The sequence below is a fragment of the Vibrio sp. D404a genome (assembly GCF_030248535.1).
Taxonomy (GTDB): domain Bacteria; phylum Pseudomonadota; class Gammaproteobacteria; order Enterobacterales; family Vibrionaceae; genus Vibrio.
Genome location: NZ_JAHGAJ010000002.1, coordinates 40,356 through 59,188, shown reverse-complemented (window position 1 = coordinate 59,188; position 18,833 = coordinate 40,356). Strand labels below are relative to the sequence as shown.

Here is an 18,833-nt window from a genome sequence, read left to right as displayed (position 1 = left end):
TTAAAATGTTATAACTGAGCGAATAATAAATTAATCAATCGCTTATGAAGTTTCTCTCTAACGTCTCATACTCCAAAGACAACACCGTTGCGGTCAAAGAACTCCTTTCTGGTTTAGAACGACCTCATGAGATAGCCTGCCTAATTTGCTACTGCACCGAAGAGTATTCAACTTTTGCGGTGCAGGAGCTTCTTAAACAAGCTCTGCCAGACACACCGATTCATGGATGCACAACATGCCACGGGATCATGACTGAGACTGGCTTTCATTCTGGGCCAGTAATCGGCGTTCTTGCTATCTATGATTCGGGTATCAATGCCTATGGCAGCGGTATACAGACCTTTAGCAAAGACATAACGGATAGCACTCACAGAGCCATTGATATTGCGCTTGAAAAAGCAAACCGCCAAGGAGAAGTGCCAGACCTGATTCTGCTGCATTCAACACCAGGCAATGAAGAAACCGTCATGAATGCTATCGACACTAAATTCGGCACAGAGGTTCCTATTATAGGGGGCAGTGCAGCGGATAATAAGGTGTCGGGAAACTGGAGTATATTTACCGAAGACCAAGTTTCCATTAATGGTGTTTCGCTAACCGTATTCTTCTCATCTCAATCTGTATTTAGCTCGCTCAATGCAGGACACACACCAACACAATATTTTGGCACCGTAACAAAAGCAAGAGACCGAATTCTTCAAGAAATCGATAATAAGCCTGCAGTTGATGTTTATAATGAATGGACTAATTTCCACCTTGGTAACGCAGATGACGGTTTTATTTTTGAGCAGTCCTCGATTTATCCATTAGGTCGTAAAGTGGGGTCTTCATATAAGACGCCATATTTCAAGCTTTCACATTCAATTCGAGAAACGGAATGTAAAGGCATTGAATTGTTTACTGATATTAGTGAAGGTGATGTGATCTATTTAATGCAAGGTTCGAGACAACAGATCATTAGTAGGGCTGCTAATATCATTCACTCGTCCTATCTGAATGATATGGATCACGAAGAGAAATTAGGAGCGATCAACATCTTCTGTGCCGGGCCAATGCTGAACCTAAAGCAAGACATGGATGAGGTTTGTGAGCAGATAAATCAAGCACTTAATGGGCTACCTTACATATGTCCATTCACATTTGGCGAACAAGGACGCTTGTGTGGCGGTGAAAATGCACATGGCAATTTAATGGTTTCATCGGCCACTTTTTATAGGTTAAGGAAATAATGGGCACTGACAACCAAGAAGCGCTACAAGAGGCGCTGGTACAGTTAGAAAGAGCAAAAGCACGTGAAAGAAGCTTAGCAGAAGAGAATAGGGTGATCCTATCGACGATTTCTGAAATCAGCAAAGCTAACTCAATCTCCGATATATTCTCTAGCCTTGAGTTGATCCTTAAGAAATACATTAAATTCGATGACTTCATCGTTATTTCACGTGTAGATAGCAAAGAAAAATTTAAAACTTTGCTAACTAATAACCGCGTCTATGAAAATATCTGCTGGCAAGACTCCGGAAAGTTATCTCGGGTTATCAACGGTGAATGCACCATATTATTTGAACCACGTGCCTTGCCAGAATTTAGCACCTTAAACTCTATCTTACTTGATCAAATCAATTCAGTCTTAATGACAGGGATTGATACTGGTGTCACACAAGCTGTTATTGTGTTCATTCACTCAAACACCAAACATTTTAGTGTAGAAACAAAAGCAACACTGAATCGTTTTCGACCGCTTATAGAACGTGCGGTCTTTGATATTGAAAACAAAGAGAAACTCGAAGCGACCGTTCGAGAAAGAACCGCCGAACTTATATCAGCGCGTAAAGAAGAAGAACGCGCCAACAAAGCTAAGTCAGAATTCTTAGCCATGATGAGTCATGAATTACGAACACCACTAAATGCAATCATTGGTTTAATCGAAACACTAAAGTGCTCTGATTTAACCTGTGATCAGCGGTCAATCATTCAGAGCATGAGTACTTCATCTGAACTCTTATTGGCTATTATTAGTGATGTACTGGATTTCTCTAAAATTGAGTCAGGCTGCTTTTCACTAACACCACAATGGAACAAAGTAAGCGACACTGTAACGTTTGTTTTATCTGAACAAAAAAAGGTAGCAGACGCCAAAGGTCTAAACTTAAATCTAACGTGTGAGATGCCAGACAACGAGCTGCATTACATCGACCAAACAAGGTTGGCCCAGATTCTCTTTAATCTAGTCGGTAATGCAATTAAGTTTACTGAACAAGGTGAAGTCAACATCGGTATTCATTATCAACAAAGCGCGTTCCATATATCGGTTGAAGATACGGGTATTGGCATGAAACCACAGCAATTGGCTTCATTATTCAGTCCATTTGTTCAAGCAGACAGCACAATCACTCGTCGTTTTGGTGGAACCGGCTTAGGTTTAGCGATCACCAAACGTCTGGTTGAGCTGATGGATGGCCGAATAGCGGTAACAAGTGAATTGAACAAGGGTTCACGTTTTGAAGTTCAATTGCCAGTTCTGAGTCGCAGAACAGAACATGTCGAGCCAAAAGCAGTCCGCTGTCCAATAGATCAGAAGCTAAGAGCTCAATATTCAGTACTGGTCGTTGAAGACAATCCGACAAACCAGATGGTGATACAGCTGATCTTGTCGAGACAAGGACACAAAGTTTTCATCACCAGCAATGGGCAAGAAGCGATTAACTTTGTTCAGTCCAGCGAAACACCAATCGACATTATACTTATGGACGTGTCGATGCCGGTGATGGATGGCTTAACCACAACCAAGCACATGAGAAACAACAACATCGATATTCCAATTGTGGCATTAACGGCACACACATCGACTGAAGACAAATATTCGTGCCTAGATGTTGGTATGAATGATTTCGTTACCAAACCAGTAAGAACTAAAGAGATCACCGAAGCGATCGATCGTTTATTAATGGAGTCCTAATAAACGTATTCTGAATCGAAGATTATGAATATGATTATTAGGTATTTTATGGTAAATAGACTTCGGTTAAATTGAATAGGCTTATCTGCAATAAAAATAAGGTGAGGGTACTGGACGCAGGCTATATATCTAGATCCATCACAGCTTATTTAACATAATATACATAATACGCAGTTGGCTTATTGGGCGCGGCGCTCTGGGATTTCTGTTACGTTGAACCTTGTGACTGACAAGCTATTACGAGCTGCGTCCATTGCTTATTGGTCTGTTTTGTATGGCCCATAGATTTTAGTTTGGTGGCTTTGTTGCTCATCCACGTTTGTTACTGACATGAACCAGTCACCGATTAAAAACTCCGTGTCAGCCAGTTCATTTACTTCTAGGAAGTTTAAGCCAACTACGTTCGACACCATGCATTGAACTTGATTGGAGTCTTCACGGTGTCCAAGCATTTTCACGTGATTTTTATCTGACTCTCGCATCAGCAACATTTCATGTAGCCACTCTAAGCAGTCGAAGATCTTTTTGTATTGTGCTTTTGCATGTTCATCACTGGCATCTTCAAGTGCTTCATCCACATCATTGTGTAACCAGCTAATGGATTGTTTGAGCTCTGCTGCTGTCATCATTTCATTGACCTCACAAGTTTGATACCGAAGCGCTTTAACTCAAGGCCGCCGAAGTTATTGACCGTGAAGCTTGAACTATCTAACTCGTAGTTCGCAGATTAGCCAACTTGGAATGATCGCTTTATTTCACCATGGAAATCTCAGTGTATTTCTTGCTGTGGTCTAACGTATTCGCTATCAAAGATGAATCTTTCTCTGATTGCTACGTCATAGTTGTCTCGATATTCCGCTCTTGTAAAGATGCACGGTGTTCGCCACAAGGACACACTTTTCAAAAACACTTAAATTAAAACGTGACACTGTCTCAATTTATTGTTCTCGTAAGTCATCTAACGTAGCCACTGAGATTTTTGTATTTTCTCTGACAATCAATCGGTTACCAAAGATATGCTTTAGCCAAATGTTGTAAGAAAAAGGCTTTCATATGACCCACTTTATGGACAATGAGTTCATGTTTTCGAACTCACTTCATTTTCTTTTACTGATTGCGGCTCTTACGTTTCTGCTACACATTCCTTTGTGGTGCGGTTTCAATATGTGTCGGTTGAAATGGAAACATTTAGATTATGTTTGGCCAATTCTAGCTGGTGTTGGCTTGCTAGGTGCAGTTTCTGAAATACGGTCCTCAGTAGCAAATGATTGGGCTCAAACGGAAACAACAAGAGCGCTCGCATCCATTGAAGCAATAGAAAGTCTCAGCCTGCGCAAGTTAAAAAGTAATATGTGCAGTGGCGCATCATCATTAAACGGTGCGTCAATTTACCACGAATCTTGCTCATGGTTTCTCAATGTTGCACAAACACTTAACCAAACCAATATTGAGTCACTCCCTACTCTCCAATTATCAAACTTTCCTACTTTAGACTTTGATTCGGAATTGATTGAGGATGACGTAATTTGGATTGAGAGTCGGTTGTTAGAGTACCAAGAACACAAGAGAAACCTTGAAAACACCCGAGCAGCCAAGCTTAAGCAACCCTTTGAACGTAGCCTTTGGTATTTTGGGCCCTACTTAATATGTATCGCTATTGCATTAAGGCTGACCAAAGTGACTGCTGAATTGAAATTAGAGAAAGTTAGATAAAGAGTATAGTGAAATCGCTGTTTACATAAACAGATTAAAAGAAGTGCTTCTTGGAGGTCTTTAGGAAAAAGTATGCTACTTCGACATCAGTCATACGGCGCTCGTATGACTGATATCGAAGTTAAATTAGTGACAGCGTCACTATATGCTATTAGTCAGTTGTCCAGGTACTCGTGATTTCATCTGGGCTATGGCTAATCCTGACATCTGGACTTGTGAAAACCAATATGGACGATGTTTTAAGTTAAACAACTCGCTATGGTTCAGTGCTTCAAAGATTGAGAACGCATGCGCCTGTGCTAATGCCGCGCCGTAGACACTGCGCTCCGACACTTCAACACCATCGACTTCTTCAACCAATGCTTGCTTAATGTAGGCGGTGTTTGGACTCCAATCGATATGTTCAATGAGTTTATTCAGCAAACTCATTTCCATACGAGAGAACACTTTCTCTAGAAACATTGTATCTGGTAACACTTCTGCACAGGCATAATATTCATTGTGTTTGTCGCTTGCTTCACGATAACTCAGCATCGTTTGTACTAGCGCGTCTTCAAATGTTTGTGAGAAGTGGTTGCAAATTAAGAACATCGGCAGAATACGTAGCGTACCCAATAGAATGCCGACATCAGGTTCTCTTACACTTGTATCTTGAAGGCGTATACGTGTAGCGTTTGCAGTAACAACAAGGTGTTGCCACAGCTTAGGGGCTATATGTTTGGTATTTTCGTCCGACCATTTTAACAACGGTTGACTCATCAAAACTGGAAAAAGCAGTCGACTATTGTCGATCCCCATCTGCCCTACAGCAACTTTAGGATCTAAAACTACCTTAGGCTTTCGGCCATATTTTTCGCAAAATAACCGATTGGAGACAAAGTCGGTTAAACTTGATGACAAGCTGCGGTTCTCTTCAGCCAAGCGATGAAGTTTATTGAAATTTAACGAGGGTGAATATGCGACGCTGGCAAAATCATTGAAATCAGGAAGCTGAGTAAAAAGCGAGCTAATAAGTGTACTCTCTAGTTTCTTTTCTAAGAGTACATTGGCGGTCTCACATACGTCTTCTAACACGTAACGTAATGTGTTCTGTTTCGCTGCTATCTTTTCGCGCTTTGCAGCAATCCTATCCTGTTCACACATCAATAAGATGCGCTGATTGCTCGTAATTCGCTCGGATTCTTTAAAGATCACATCATCACAATAGCGATTCTCTAAGCTAAGTAGCGAATCAACAACATTTTGATTGAGTTTGTATTTAGGAGTTACAAGCCACTTGTTAAAACGTTCTGCAACATTCGACGATATTTTTCTTGAGAGTTCTACTACTTCAGGTGTGTAATTTTTATTTGCTAACAACAACCTACAAATCCCTTGACCACATTTCGTTATCTGGCTGTTATGACAGCCTATCTAAATTATTGGTAATAGATATTAAATGAAGTTGCATTATTTTTCACGGGATAGTTTCTTTTCTCTCAATAAACTTAGTTATAGTGCGCTATGTTTATCTTACACTTATCTTAAAAACTGATCTGTATGCGGATAAACTTCTCATGTTCTTTATAACGGTATCTTTTCTTCGGTACTGCTCTTCTTGCCGTTTTACACAGCTTGGAATCGCCACTGCTCTTGATTCGATGCACTTTAACATAAGCGTTTTGATGTCTCATCTCTAACATCAAATCACAAAAGCCTGGTAGGTCATCATGCCCTTGTTTGTGCAGTGTCTTCATAATCTGAGATTTTATCTTCTTCGCAACGGGATTAATCAACGCATCATCAGCGGCAGATGAAAGTGGGATTAACCATAAGATGAGTATGAATTTTTTCATAATGCCTCCAAAGTAGAAGGCATTATTCCAAGGAATTCAACGAGGTTTGACTGGGTTTAGAATGGTAATCTGCTACCTATGTAGCACTTGTACGAACATTAAGCCCTTTTAGAACCTTTAGATTTAAAACCATTATGCGGGAAAACATTACGAATACGTTGTTGAGTACTTTTAGGAATCTGCTTTGAAAATTTCAAATTGTAACCCGAACGTTTTGCGTAGACTTTAAGTTCACCATCAAAACTTTGGTTACGACCGATCTCTTGTAAGTTATGTTTAAAGCTAGGCGGCATATGCCCTTTGGTTTGTGCGATCTGGCCCTTTTCAAAAAGCACTTTCAGGACAGGTCTATCAATCGCCACCAACCAAAATACGAGTGCAGCTCCAATTAGAATTACATACATCATAACAGCCACCTTGCTTATTATTTATCGTCAGACAGTAACGCACTCAAGTCTTCTTTAAGGCTAGTTACTGTTTTACTCGCCTGTTCACTTCGTGATGCTTCACTAACAAGATACTCTATCGCGTCAGATAGAGTACAGCCTAACTCGTTTGCACGCTGAGACAGTTTCTCCCAAACACGATAATCTAAGTCTATCGATTTCTTTTTGGTGTGGACTTGCTCTGCATTGAAGTGGCGTTTGCGTTTAGCTCGAATCGCTTGTTTGAGCTTGTTATCGAGCTCAAATGACATGTTCTCTTCAATCCACTCCAAGACGCCCGTAGGCTGGTGTTCTAGTTTCAAAAGGTTCTGAACGGCAACGTCAGCTTCACTTGAATCGATATGGCGAGTAATGGATTCCCCTTCTTTCCATTTCTTAACCAGATAGTTCCATTTCCAACCACATTCCAAGTTTTCAAGCTGCTGATATTTCATGTCAAATCCCGAGTGTTAATCCTAGTGACAGCGTAACCCAAATTACCTAATTAGACAATTGATCAATTAAAAGAATAGACCAAGATCATACTTATATTGCTTGGTTTATTGCGATTAAACAGATACTTCTATTAGGCATTGTCGTTTTTCTATATACTCCTTGTCTCTTTACCATATTTAGTAGATTCAATGACTCAAGTAGACTGGCAACACGTTACACCGCAGTATGATGAATTCGTCCATCAGTTAGAGCAGTACCCTAATCTATCGCCTTTTTCATTTACTCAGATACAGCATAGATTTCGCGATGCGTTAACACGCTTTGCTCGTCTATCTAGCCTATCACGCGTATTACTCGTCAACGCACCAGATAACGCCATCTACCGTCAATTGATAATTGAGTCGCTTAACAATTCGATTTCAGACAACAATCAACCGGTGATTAGAACTGAGTCGTTAAATGCACAAGCGCTGTTCGATCAAGTTGAATCAAAAGAAGGCCAAATCATTGCAACCAAGCAAGGTTTACTCTCTAAAGCAGATAACGGCTTTCTGATTGTTTCAGCAAATTTGATCCTCGCGAACCCGGGTAGCTGGTTGCTTCTCAAGTCGGCTCTACTGGGCGATGAGATCGAGCCAATCACAAGTAACCCAGACCACCTATCTCAGCCACAATCTGCTCGCTCATACAACATCAAGTTGCTTGTTGTTGGTGATCGCGGTCAAATGGGTGATCTAGACTATTTGGATAGCGATATTCGCAGTGGTTTCTGCCTATTTAGCGAGATTGAACAAGACCTCAAACTCAATCAAGATAGCTTGACCGAGTATCTAGGCTACCTCAAATGGCTACAAAATCGTTACCAGTTACCCGATCTTACTGTCGACGCTGTCACTGCGTTATTATCTGCAGGTGCTCGCGAAGCTGAAGACCAAACTTATACCCCGCTATGTCCTATTTGGCATAACACATTACTTAGCGAAGCAGCTATAGAGTCTGATGATAAGAGCATTGATGCGAACCATATTGAGCAGGCCTTGATCCACAAATACCAACGAGAGTCTTACCTTCCAGAACGTGCTCTCGATGATATTCTCGACGGACAAGTGATCATTGAGACTCAGGGTGAACAAGTTGGCCAAGTTAATGGTTTAACCGTTATCGATGTTCCAGGGCATCCAATCTCTTACGGTGAGCCTGCACGTATTTCATGTGTCATCCACTTTGGTGACGGCGATATCTCGGACGTAGAACGTAAAGCTGAACTCGGTGGTAATCTTCACGCTAAAGGTATGATGATCATGCAAGCCTTTGTGAGTGCATCACTGAATCTTGAAGATCCTCTGCCATATTCGGCTTCGGTGGTATTCGAACAGTCTTACTGTGAAGTTGATGGTGACAGTGCTTCACTTGCGGAGCTATGTTCACTGGTTAGTGCCCTTTCTGAATACCCGATTAATCAACAAATCGCTGTTACTGGTGCCGTGGACCAATTTGGCCGCGTACAAGCGGTTGGCGGGCTGAATGAAAAGATTGAAGGCTTCTACCATGTGTGTAAACACCAAGGCCTAACAGGCGAACAAGGTGTGATCTTACCTCATTCAAATTTAAAGCATTTGGCACTGATGCCAGATGTAGTAGATAGTATCAAAAACGGAGAGTTCCATATTTGGTCAGTCTCTAATGTAGATGAAGCAATTCCCCTCATTATGAACAAACCATTTAGGGATGAAGAACAAGAAAGCGTTCTTAGCAAAATCGCGGAACGTATTGAAAACTTTGAAAGACATGAACATCCGCCAGGAATTGTGGAACGCATCAAAAACTGGTTTGTCTAGTACTGATCGGACTTGTTTAGCGTACACGTGTTCACTAATATGCACCTATCAAAAATTGGAGTAAATTGATAATGCAAAACAAACGTGATTCTTACACTCGCGAAGAGCTTCTAGCATCAAGCCAAGGCGAACTATGGCCACAAGGCCCTCAACTTCCAGCACCAAACATGTTGATGATGGATCGCATCACTAAGATGTCAGAAACTGAGGGTGATTTTGGCAAAGGTCTAATCCTTGCTGAGTTAGATATTACTCCAGACCTATGGTTCTTTGATTGTCACTTCCCGGGTGACCCTGTAATGCCTGGTTGTCTAGGTCTAGACGCAATGTGGCAGCTTGTTGGCTTCTTCCTTGGTTGGGTTGGCGGTGAAGGTAAAGGCCGTGCTCTGGGTGTTGGCGAAGTGAAGTTCACAGGCCAAATCCTACCGACTGCAAAAAAAGTAACGTACGAAATCCACATGAAGCGTGTTGTTAACCGTAAACTGGTTATGGGTTTAGCTGATGGTCGCGTTCTTGTAGATGGTAAAGAAATCTACGTTGCAAAAGATCTAAAAGTAGGTCTTTTCCAAGATACCTCTTCTTTCTAAAAGAATAGTTAAGAGAAGCCGCAGATTGCGGCTTCTCTTTTACCTCAAACCATTTAGTTATAGTGCATTAGGCGGTACTGTTTTAGTAAACAATGATATGTTTCAATCGTTACGTCCACCAGCACTCTCCACTAGAAAATAACAAGGCTCCGAAATCGGAGCCTTTGAAATCCTTGACGTTTGTCCTATTACTTATAGAGACCTGCTTGTTTGTCATCTTTGGCATCACGCCAACCACCTAGCCAATACGACCGAGAATCCATTTGGCTATACGGGCAAGCTTCTTGCGACCTTCCATTTAAACCAGCCTTGTAGCCTTGAGATTGTGCTCGTTCTAGGCGATCACGCTTTTGTCTCTTCATAGTGCAGTCCTCATACGGGTGTCCATTTCTAAACATATAATGATTACAACATCGTGGAGTTTCTGTGACTCCAACTTTAAGAATTAACCAAGATCTTACTTTTCTCAAGGCGAAAAAAAGCCCAAGTTCAGAACTGTGAACTTGGGCTCAAGAGCTAAAATTATTTAAATTTTCTACGGAACCCGAGGAAACCAAGCAGTGTCAAAGCGAAAACACCAAGGCCTGCACCTTGACGTTCAACGTTCTGAGAGTCTGTACCACGTTCTTTAATGTCATCCGATGTTGCACCAGAGATTGGTACTAGTTTAACTGCTACGACTTGTTCTACAGCGTCAGAAGATGCGTTGCCACAGTATGAGTTGTGTGACGTAGTGTCGTACTGTTGTGGTACACCGTTAACTGTGCATTTGATAGCCGTTGCTGAAATAACACCGGCGTCGTTAATGTCTGATGCGTCGATAATACGGAAGAAGTTATTCTGGTCTGAAAAATCTTGGCCATCAGCATTAGCACCGTTAGTCAGGTCATCTAACCACCAAGCTTTGCTATCGAACAGTGCGATTCTTGATGCGTCTGTACCGGTTGCTTGATATGGGTAAATAAAACCACGATGGCGACGTTCGCTGCCGTCTACTTCACGAATAGTATCTGCGTCAACTTGGCCAACAAACTCATTGAAGTTATTAAGCGCTTTAGCTTCCGAACCTGCACCAGTGAAGAACAACGAACTTTGTAACGTAAAGTTTGCAGAAGGAGAACCAGAAGCAATGTTATCAACAACAAACGCTTTGTTTGCAGCTGAGCCACTTTCTGGCACATAACCATTACGTTTTGCATAACCGACAGCTAGAAGATTGTCATTTATATCGGCCACAACTGAATTACTATACAAAGCATCATCATTTGATGAACCCGAATTCACTCTCGCCCCATCAATATCTGTTGTTGTCCATTGTGCCGTAGCCAAATCTATACCATCACTTATAAAGACACTTGCGTTCATATCTTGAAGATCGCCCGAACCCTTTCTAGTGTTAAAGCCTACACCGTATAATTTCCCGCTTTTTTCTACAAGGCCACGCATACTACCTTGAGCGAAATAATCACCATTTTGAGGAACATCACTTAGAATCCAATCCAGCTGTTGGGTATTGTTTTTGTCATCCCAGATAGCAGCTTTAGAGCTAAATGTAATCGTAGAAGTTCCTGTATTCGGCTGATCTACAGATATGCTGCCATAGTTAACAACAGTACCGTCGCTAAGTGTTTTAGCGCCCCAAGCGCGAGATTCTGAAGCCGCTACTACAGGAACAGTAGTCACCGCATTGTTGCGAATATCATTACCATTTGACTCGATACCAAGAGGTGCAGCAGCGTTATCAAGAGCGTTAATGACAACATTATATGTGCTTATAGAAGAGGTGCCGCCCTCTACAAAGGCCTGAGTATTAACATGTGTTAGATCATTAATTTCTAACTCCCAAGTCTTCCAACGCTGTAAAGCCCAACTTTCACAAGTCGAGTACTTTAATTCGCGATAACAATAATTTTCGAAGTCATCAAACTCTTGGATATACTGGAAAGCAGCGTCCATCGCGAAAGGGACTTCTTCACGATAACTAACACCTTCAACCGTATTACGTGTTTCACCAGCTAACTTAAACGAGTCGGTTGCACAGTTTGTCGCGTTAGAATCGAAACAACCCATAGCAAGTTCATTAGACCCATCCGTCGCACTACCAGGTTGAATAGCGACGCCAAATGTCTCAGTTGCATTTGCAATCGCAGCAGGCTTTTCTACCTCAACAACCTGATACAAGGCAGCATTAGCATTTGTTGCAGCCAAAACTAAGGCTGCAATCGTAGTTAACTTAAAATTCGTACTACTCATTATTACTTCTTAACTTTCCTGTTGTAGTGCCTCGAGCTCTTCCCAACGCTCAAAAGCAACTTCTAGCTCCTGCTCTACAGCAGTTAGCTTATCTAAAACTGGTTGTGTCTGCTCTACAGGTTTTGAAAAGAAGTTAGGTTCATTGACTTCTTCCTGAAGAGTTTCAATTTGGGCTTCCAATTCCTCTAAACGCATAGGTAGCGCTTCAAGCTCTCGCTGTAGCTTATACGATAACTTCTTAGGTTTAGCCTTCACAGCCGTAGTTTTGGGAGTTTCCTCAACTACTTTTGCTTTCTTTGATGGCTTTTCAACCTGACGTGACTGAAGAACTTGGGTTCTCTGCTGTTGAGCATCATGATAACCACCCACGAATTCTTCAATAACGCCGTTACCTTCAAAGATCCAACTCGTCATTACCGTGTTGTCTACGAACTGACGGTCGTGGCTCACTAATAGAAGCGTCCCCTGATAGTTGGCAAGCAAATCCTCTAAAAGTTCCAAAGTTTCGATATCTAAATCGTTGGTTGGTTCATCAAGAATCAACAAATTGTTCGATTTGAGGAAAATACGAGCTAAAAGTAGTCGATTCTTCTCACCGCCAGAAAGCGCTTTAACCGGAGTACGAGCACGTTTAGGTGAGAACAAAAAATCTTGGAGATAGCTCAATGCGTGTCTTTCACGGCCGCCAACCATCACTTCCTGCTTACCATCAGCAAGGTTATCGATAACCGACTTCTCTGGGTCTAAGATCTCTCGGTATTGGTCAAAGTAAGCCACTTCAAGCTTAGTACCACAATGCAAACGGCCAGAGTCAGGCTTAAGCTGGTCTAATAGCAGTTTCAGTACCGTACTCTTACCACAACCATTAGGACCAATCAGAGCGATACGATCGCCACGCATGATGTTGAAGCTAAAGTCTTTAACAATGTCTTTGCCTTCAAAGCCGAAGTTGAGGTTCTCAGCTTCAAATACAATCTTACCTGAGCGCTGTGCGTCATCGATTTGAATAACGGCCTTGCCCTGCACTTCACGACGGTTCTGACGCTCTTCACGAAGCTTTTTAAGAGCACGTACACGGCCTTCATTACGGGTACGACGAGCTTTAATACCTTGACGGATCCAAACTTCCTCTTGCGCAAGCTTCTTGTCGAATTCAGCGTTCTGCATCTCTTCAACACGAAGCGCTTCTTCTTTCTCTACAAGGTAATTTTCGTAATCACCAGGGAACGAGCTCAACTGCCCACGATCTAAATCAACGATACGAGTAGCCATTGACTTAATGAATGCACGGTCGTGAGAGATAAAGATGATAGAACCACGGAAGTCTTTTAAGAAACCTTCTAGCCACTCAATCGTTGTTACGTCTAGGTGGTTAGTTGGCTCATCAAGAAGTAGTACGTCAGGGTCGCATACAAGCGCACGAGCCAGAGCTGCTTTACGCTGCCAACCACCAGACAAATCCGTCAGTTTAGTATTTGGAGAAAGTTTCAGTGCACCAAGTACATTGTTAACGCGATCATCGAAACGCCAAGCGTTCGCATGATCCAGTTCCTCTTGAACACGTGCTAAACGGTTAATGTTCTTCTCACTTGGGTCTTCAGCAATGAGATCCAATAGATCATGATAGATCTTGAGCTTTTCGCCGACTTCGGCCAAACCACCAGACACGTATTCGTAAACCGTGCCCTCTTCATTACGTGGTGGATCTTGCTCCAGACGCGATACAACGACATCTTGTGTCACTTGCATCTTACCGTCATCCATAATGATCTCACCGGCAAGGACCTTCATTAAGGTCGACTTGCCCGCGCCATTACGGCCAACCAAACAAACTCGTTCGTTTTCTTGCAGAGCGAAATCTGCGCGATCTAATAATGGGTGATCACCAAATGCTAGCTGACCATTATGAATTGTAAGTAATGCCATTCTTTCTTAACCAATCGTTTAATTCTAACAAGCCAAATGGCCAGTTGAGCTCTGAGCAAATTCCTTGGTCAGAACTTTCAAATTTTAGCACCGGAATAGTGACCCCGTAACGGGAAAATAACGCATCATCGAACGCAATATCAACAACTTGCACGTGTTGGCTAATGTTTAACTGTTCCGTAAGTTCAAATGCCATCTCACACAGATGGCACCCTTCAGTACTGTATAGTGTCAGCACTTATCTATCCTTATTCGTGCACAACACATTACTTATGAGTAATAACCCAACAGTTATGGATGTGCTTATTACGTGCGAAATCTAGAGGCAATGTCTTACCAGAAATGTTCTGTGCTTTAAGGCCTAACGCCTCTAGGCCTTCTAGATCCATTTTAAAGTGACGTTTGTTGTTCGAGAACACAATCGTGCCTTCTTCACGAAGAATGCGTTTCAGGTTCTCCATTAACTGAATATGGTCACGCTGTACATCGAATGTCTGCTCCATACGCTTAGAGTTAGAGAATGTCGGCGGATCGATAAAGATAAGATCGTAGTTACCATTCTCTTTTGCTAGCCATTGTAGACAATCAGCTTGAACAAATTGGTGTTGGCGGCCTACTCGACCGTTAAGCTCCATGTTCTCTTTCGCCCACTCTAGGTAGGTATTCGACATATCGACAGTCTTAGTCGTGCGAGCACCACCAACCGCAGCATGAACTGTTGCAGAGCCGGTGTAAGCGAACAGGTTCAAGAAATCTTTACCCGCTGCCATCTCACCAATGCGTCGACGCGTTAATTTGTGGTCCAAGAACAGACCCGTGTCTAGGTAATCATGAAGGTTTACGATCAGCTTCACGCCATATTCGTTTACTTCTAGATTCGAAGAGTCTTGAGATAACTTCTGATATTGAGAAGACCCTTTCTGCTTCTGACGCACTTTAAGAACGACATTGTTCGCTTCTACGCCTGTTACTTGAATAGATGCGCGAATGATGTCTGTTAGACGGCGTTTCGCCTTCTCTTCAGGAACGTTCTTCGGTGCTGCATACTCTTGAATCACAAGGTGACCTGGATAAACGTCGATAGCGACGTTGTATTCTGGAAGGTCTGCGTCGTAGATACGATAGCAGTCAAGTTGCTCTTTCTTAGCCCATTTACCAATTTTGCCAATGTTCTTTTTCAAACGGTTAGCAAAATCTGGGGCGATTTGTTGTTCTTGCTGCTCAGAAGGACGCTCTGACATAGGACGGTCAGAGATTGAGTAGTTCTTTTGGTGACACGGTAACGCACCATTGTTCAATTTGAACTGTTTGTCAGCACGCATACGTAGGCAGCTTAGCAGTTCATCAGAGCTAGAGAAGATTGACGCGTTGCAACCGCCAAACTCTGATTTCAATTGAGCACCAAATGCTGTGTACAGTGCGATAAGGCCCGGTTCTGTACCTAGACGCTCACCATATGGTGGGTTCGATACAATCACACCGTTATCAAACTCAGCAGGACGTTTCACTAGCGCCGCATCACCCAATTCGAATTCGATTAAGTCTTCAACGCCAGCACGGCGCGCGTTATCACGTGCCGTTTTTAGAACGCGAGCATCGTTATCGTAACCGTAGAACTTGCACTCTACTTTTTTCAAACCACGCCGAGCTTGAACGTTCGCTTCTGACTTGATTTCCGCCCATAGTTCAGCATCAAAGTCTTCAAGAGCTTGGAAGCCCCACTTCTGACGTTTAACGCCTGGCGCCATATTCGCAGCCATCATTGCCGCTTCAATAACTAGCGTACCCGAACCACACATTGGATCTAGGAAAGGTTTCGTCGCATCCCAGCCACTACGAAGCAAGATAGCCGCTGCTAATGTTTCGCGTAGAGGTGCTCGGCCAGATTCTGGACGGTAGCCACGTTGGTGAAGACCGCTACCCACCATATCAACACCAAGAATCGCTTTATCACGGTGCAGACGAACATGGATACGGATATCTGGATTTTCTTTGCTGATATTTGGACGAGGTAAAGATTTCTTTTCGAAGCAGTCAACAACCGCATCTTTCACTTTCATAGCACCGTACTGACTATTACGGATTTCACGGTTAGTACCGTTGAAGTCAACCACAAAGCGCTTAGAGCTATGGAATTGGTTAACCCAGTTAACGGCCGTAGTTGAAAGGTACAGGTCCATGTCGTCTTGACAAGTGAACTCAGAAAGGACACGTACAAATCTCGAAGCCAGACGACTCCACAAACAACAACGATAAATCTGCTCATTCGTCGCTTTGAATTTAACACCTGCTTGTACAGGTTTTGCGTTTGTAATCCCTAGTTGGGTTAGTTCTTCAACTAATAAATTCTCAAGGCCGTTTGAGGTAACCGCTAGATATTGATTCATAGTGTTCTTTTATTGATAAAAATGAGCTCGATTATACCTTATTTGAGTCAATAAGCGTCACTCTAAACACATCTTTTCATTGATTCTTCCACCTAATTGCTCAGCAAATGTTCGCTATACGAAGCACTTGCTAACTCCGAAGCCCAAGCTACACCAAACGGTCAAAAATCGAACCACCTACAGACTCTATTCAATGAATATTCACGTTCAAACGACTATGTGAATTATTATTCGTACCAATATTGGTATATACCAAATCAAAATTCATACTGAAAGTTGATTACAAAACCCCATAAACAGGGAATTTTAACGCCCTATTTTCAAATATTGGCTCAAAAACGTGTTGGAATTAAGTTGAAAAAATAAGCGTGAGTTGTGTGAAAAAGCGCCTCATAGACAAATTATCTATGAGTAATTTGGTTGGAGTACTGAATTTTAGGTATAAAAAAATCGACCCTGAAGTCGATTTTCTTGAGTATGAGAGCGTTGTTTTTGACTAGCCTACCATCGCTATGTGGCGGTGATGATGCAATATGGCATTTGCGTCTACCATTCTATCGTGCATCACTTTAATTGAATCACCAAATTGGAGTGCTTTAGAAGAAGTTAAATTGAACTCATCTAGGTCCACTGAAGCGCACAAGCTCGCGCACTCTCCCACTTCCAAGACGATGAAATAGCCAAGGCTATGCTGATTGTTCATACGAACGATATCGCCCTCTTGAGGACACTCATGGCCATATGCTTGAGATTCAAAAAACCAGCTTTTAGGTTGAACAGGTTTGTGGAAACGCTTTGCCGCCACACAGTAAAGTGCTAGCTCAGCTTGACGAGGTTCTGAAAGCTCTAAGCCTGCGATCTGCTCTTTAAAGGTTTGGTATGATGAAGCGTCATCAACAGTGAACTCATTGTCCTTGAATGCACAATCCACCAGCTTGTTACGGACGAGGTTAGTTTTGAAAATCATATCCTCTCCGAGGTTTAGCATTAATGAACATTGCTGTTCATCGTAGTACCAACTCCATGTATCACTAGGTTTAAGCATCGTTTCGTCTCACACTGTTGAAGCATTCCATTAGGTAAAACGCAAAATTACCCTTCAATGCAGTAATTTTACTGAGCAATAGGCAAAAAAAAAGAGGAAATGAAATTCCTCTTTTCTCTAAAACTCAGCGAGTTACAGTGTATCTTTTAGTGATATGTATCAACTTATAACCTGACGATCAAGATCGTCACTCGCATTATAGGTTTTTAACAATATCGCTCACTAGGCTTGGTCCTTTGTAGATGAAGCCTGAGTAAACTTGAACAAGCTTAGCGCCTGCCATCATTTTCTCTTTTGCAGCAACGTAAGAATCAACACCGCCTACCCCGATGATCGGTAGTTCGTCACCCAGCTCTTCGTAAAGCTTACGTACTACTTCAGTACTGCGAGACTGAACTGGACGGCCACTTAAACCACCTGCCTCGTTCGCGTGTTTCATACCTTCAACGATAGAACGATCAAGTGTTGTATTAGTTGCGATCACACCGTCGATCTTATTCTTGATCAACGACTCACAAATTTGGCTGATTTCATCATCGCTTAGATCCGGAGCAATCTTAAGCGCAAGAGGAACATACTTACCATGTTTCTCTTCAAGTTCTGCTTGTTTGGTTTTCAATTCTGCCAGAAGTTCATCTAACGCTTCGCCGTATTGAAGAGAACGCAGTCCTGGAGTATTTGGAGAAGAGATGTTTACCGCAATGTAACCTGCGTACTGATAAACCTTTTCCATACAGATTAAGTAGTCTTCAGCACCCTTCTCAATCGGAGTATCTTTATTCTTACCGATATTAATACCAAGAATGCCGTCATAGTTCGACTTTTTAACATTCTCTACTAGGTTATCAACACCTAGGTTATTGAAACCCATACGGTTGATGATACCTTCCGCTTCAACAAGTCGGAAAAGACGAGGTTTATCGTTGCCCGCTTGCGGACGTGGCGTAACAGTGCCAACTTCAACGAAGCCGAAACCCATCGCGCCAAATGCATCGATACATTCACCGTTCTTATCTAGACCAGCCGCTAGACCTACTGGGTTTTTAAACGTTAAACCCATTACCTCGACAGGACGATGTGGTAGTTGCTGACGGTATAGAAGATCAACTGGAGTGCCAGTGAAACGCTTGAAGTTTTGAATTGCAAGATCATGTGCCTTTTCGGCATCAAGTTGGAAAAAGCCAGTTCTGGCTAGACGGTAAAGCATTGTGCCTCCGATAGAAAAAAACCCCGTGTAAACGGGGCGATATTATTTACTTATTTACCCAACAATTCAATCTATTACTGCCCGTAAGGATAAGATAATTCTGTTTCGAGCGAATCTAAATCAACAATTAAGCAAACGTTACCGTCTATCCCGTTGGAATTTCAGATGAAATACTGTTAACTCTCCTGAGTTCCTAAGAATAAGG

17 protein-coding genes are annotated in these 18,833 nt (G+C 42.3%); 5 read left to right on the top strand and 12 right to left on the bottom strand.

What is annotated here, in order from left to right; translation table 11 throughout:
• Positions 1-44 precede the first annotated feature (44 nt).
• A complete protein-coding gene (locus KI655_RS00685; protein ID WP_285400795.1) occupies positions 45-1,229 on the top strand; it encodes an FIST signal transduction protein in 1,185 nt (394 codons plus the stop codon).
• Positions 1,229-2,956: an ATP-binding protein gene (locus KI655_RS00680; protein ID WP_285400794.1), complete on the top strand. Its 1,728-nt coding sequence runs from the start codon at positions 1,229-1,231 to the stop codon at positions 2,954-2,956. The genes KI655_RS00685 and KI655_RS00680 overlap by 1 nt, the downstream gene beginning before the upstream one ends.
• A 257-nt stretch (positions 2,957-3,213) precedes the next feature.
• On the opposite strand, the gene KI655_RS00675 is transcribed toward KI655_RS00680, so the two are convergent.
• Positions 3,214-3,585, bottom strand: coding sequence for a hypothetical protein (locus KI655_RS00675; protein ID WP_285400793.1), 372 nt, complete (start codon positions 3,583-3,585; stop codon positions 3,214-3,216).
• A gap of 424 nt (positions 3,586-4,009) precedes the next feature.
• On the opposite strand from KI655_RS00675, the gene KI655_RS00665 reads away from it, so the two are divergent.
• Positions 4,010-4,669, top strand: a complete 660-nt coding sequence (locus KI655_RS00665; protein ID WP_285400792.1) for a hypothetical protein — start codon at positions 4,010-4,012, stop codon at positions 4,667-4,669.
• Between the two features lie 141 nt (positions 4,670-4,810).
• On the opposite strand, the gene KI655_RS00660 is transcribed toward KI655_RS00665, so the two are convergent.
• The 4 genes from KI655_RS00660 to matP all read right to left on the bottom strand — a co-directional run bounded on the left by KI655_RS00660 (position 4,811) and on the right by matP (position 7,384).
• Entirely contained in the window at positions 4,811-6,031 is a 1,221-nt protein-coding gene (locus KI655_RS00660) for a hypothetical protein (protein ID WP_285400791.1), read from the bottom strand.
• A 161-nt stretch (positions 6,032-6,192) separates the two neighbouring features.
• On the bottom strand, positions 6,193-6,504 hold the full coding sequence (locus KI655_RS00655; protein WP_285400790.1) for a hypothetical protein: 312 nt from the start codon (positions 6,502-6,504) through the stop codon (positions 6,193-6,195).
• 98 nt (positions 6,505-6,602) lie between these two features.
• Entirely contained in the window at positions 6,603-6,911 is a 309-nt protein-coding gene (locus tag KI655_RS00650; RefSeq protein WP_285400789.1) for a DUF3634 family protein, read from the bottom strand.
• Between the two features lie 17 nt (positions 6,912-6,928).
• Positions 6,929-7,384: a macrodomain Ter protein MatP gene (matP, locus tag KI655_RS00645; RefSeq protein ID WP_285400788.1), complete on the bottom strand. Its 456-nt coding sequence runs from the start codon at positions 7,382-7,384 to the stop codon at positions 6,929-6,931.
• A gap of 189 nt (positions 7,385-7,573) precedes the next feature.
• Here matP and KI655_RS00640 point away from each other — a divergent pair, with 189 nt between their 5' ends.
• Positions 7,574-9,223 (top strand): Lon protease family protein, encoded by a 1,650-nt coding sequence (locus tag KI655_RS00640; RefSeq protein ID WP_285400787.1) that lies wholly within the window; start codon positions 7,574-7,576, stop codon positions 9,221-9,223.
• A 71-nt stretch (positions 9,224-9,294) separates the two neighbouring features.
• Positions 9,295-9,810 (top strand): bifunctional 3-hydroxydecanoyl-ACP dehydratase/trans-2-decenoyl-ACP isomerase, encoded by a 516-nt coding sequence (gene fabA / locus KI655_RS00635; protein ID WP_032549106.1) that lies wholly within the window; start codon positions 9,295-9,297, stop codon positions 9,808-9,810.
• A gap of 188 nt (positions 9,811-9,998) precedes the next feature.
• Here the strand turns inward: fabA and rmf are convergent, their stop codons facing one another.
• The 7 genes from rmf to pyrD all read right to left on the bottom strand — a co-directional run bounded on the left by rmf (position 9,999) and on the right by pyrD (position 18,628).
• Positions 9,999-10,172: a ribosome modulation factor gene (gene rmf / locus KI655_RS00630; protein ID WP_084181794.1), complete on the bottom strand. Its 174-nt coding sequence runs from the start codon at positions 10,170-10,172 to the stop codon at positions 9,999-10,001.
• A 160-nt stretch (positions 10,173-10,332) separates the two neighbouring features.
• A complete protein-coding gene (locus tag KI655_RS00625; protein WP_285400786.1) occupies positions 10,333-12,063 on the bottom strand; it encodes a DUF3466 family protein in 1,731 nt (576 codons plus the stop codon).
• Between the two features lie 9 nt (positions 12,064-12,072).
• Positions 12,073-13,989, bottom strand: coding sequence for an ABC transporter ATP-binding protein (locus KI655_RS00620; RefSeq protein WP_285400785.1), 1,917 nt, complete (start codon positions 13,987-13,989; stop codon positions 12,073-12,075).
• Complete coding sequence (locus KI655_RS00615; RefSeq protein WP_285400784.1) at positions 13,967-14,227, bottom strand: glutaredoxin family protein; 261 nt, start codon at positions 14,225-14,227, stop codon at positions 13,967-13,969. Before KI655_RS00615 ends, KI655_RS00620 begins: the two co-directional genes overlap by 23 nt.
• A 28-nt stretch (positions 14,228-14,255) precedes the next feature.
• Positions 14,256-16,376, bottom strand: coding sequence for a bifunctional 23S rRNA (guanine(2069)-N(7))-methyltransferase RlmK/23S rRNA (guanine(2445)-N(2))-methyltransferase RlmL (gene rlmKL, locus KI655_RS00610; protein WP_285400783.1), 2,121 nt, complete (start codon positions 16,374-16,376; stop codon positions 14,256-14,258).
• Positions 16,377-16,872: 496 nt separating this feature from the next.
• Positions 16,873-17,421: a cell division protein ZapC gene (locus KI655_RS00605; protein WP_285400782.1), complete on the bottom strand. Its 549-nt coding sequence runs from the start codon at positions 17,419-17,421 to the stop codon at positions 16,873-16,875.
• 196 nt (positions 17,422-17,617) lie between these two features.
• Complete coding sequence (gene pyrD, locus KI655_RS00600; RefSeq protein WP_285400781.1) at positions 17,618-18,628, bottom strand: quinone-dependent dihydroorotate dehydrogenase; 1,011 nt, start codon at positions 18,626-18,628, stop codon at positions 17,618-17,620.
• Positions 18,629-18,833 lie beyond the last annotated feature (205 nt).

Excerpts from the sequence above, each read along its gene's own strand:
- rlmKL (WP_285400783.1), bottom strand. The coding sequence starts at position 16,376 with ATGAATCAATATCTAGCGGTTACCTCAAACGGCCTTGAGAATTTATTA.
- fabA (WP_032549106.1), top strand. The coding sequence starts at position 9,295 with ATGCAAAACAAACGTGATTCTTACACTCGCGAAGAGCTTCTAGCATCA.
- KI655_RS00650 (WP_285400789.1), bottom strand. The coding sequence starts at position 6,911 with ATGATGTATGTAATTCTAATTGGAGCTGCACTCGTATTTTGGTTGGTG.
- KI655_RS00665 (WP_285400792.1), top strand. The coding sequence starts at position 4,010 with ATGACCCACTTTATGGACAATGAGTTCATGTTTTCGAACTCACTTCAT.
- KI655_RS00655 (WP_285400790.1), bottom strand. The coding sequence starts at position 6,504 with ATGAAAAAATTCATACTCATCTTATGGTTAATCCCACTTTCATCTGCC.
- KI655_RS00680 (WP_285400794.1), top strand. The coding sequence starts at position 1,229 with ATGGGCACTGACAACCAAGAAGCGCTACAAGAGGCGCTGGTACAGTTA.
- KI655_RS00605 (WP_285400782.1), bottom strand. The coding sequence starts at position 17,421 with ATGCTTAAACCTAGTGATACATGGAGTTGGTACTACGATGAACAGCAA.
- KI655_RS00685 (WP_285400795.1), top strand. The coding sequence starts at position 45 with ATGAAGTTTCTCTCTAACGTCTCATACTCCAAAGACAACACCGTTGCG.
- KI655_RS00675 (WP_285400793.1), bottom strand. The coding sequence starts at position 3,585 with ATGATGACAGCAGCAGAGCTCAAACAATCCATTAGCTGGTTACACAAT.
- KI655_RS00620 (WP_285400785.1), bottom strand. The coding sequence starts at position 13,989 with ATGGCATTACTTACAATTCATAATGGTCAGCTAGCATTTGGTGATCAC.
- pyrD (WP_285400781.1), bottom strand. The coding sequence starts at position 18,628 with ATGCTTTACCGTCTAGCCAGAACTGGCTTTTTCCAACTTGATGCCGAA.
- rmf (WP_084181794.1), bottom strand. The coding sequence starts at position 10,172 with ATGAAGAGACAAAAGCGTGATCGCCTAGAACGAGCACAATCTCAAGGC.
- matP (WP_285400788.1), bottom strand. The coding sequence starts at position 7,384 with ATGAAATATCAGCAGCTTGAAAACTTGGAATGTGGTTGGAAATGGAAC.
- KI655_RS00625 (WP_285400786.1), bottom strand. The coding sequence starts at position 12,063 with ATGAGTAGTACGAATTTTAAGTTAACTACGATTGCAGCCTTAGTTTTG.
- KI655_RS00640 (WP_285400787.1), top strand. The coding sequence starts at position 7,574 with ATGACTCAAGTAGACTGGCAACACGTTACACCGCAGTATGATGAATTC.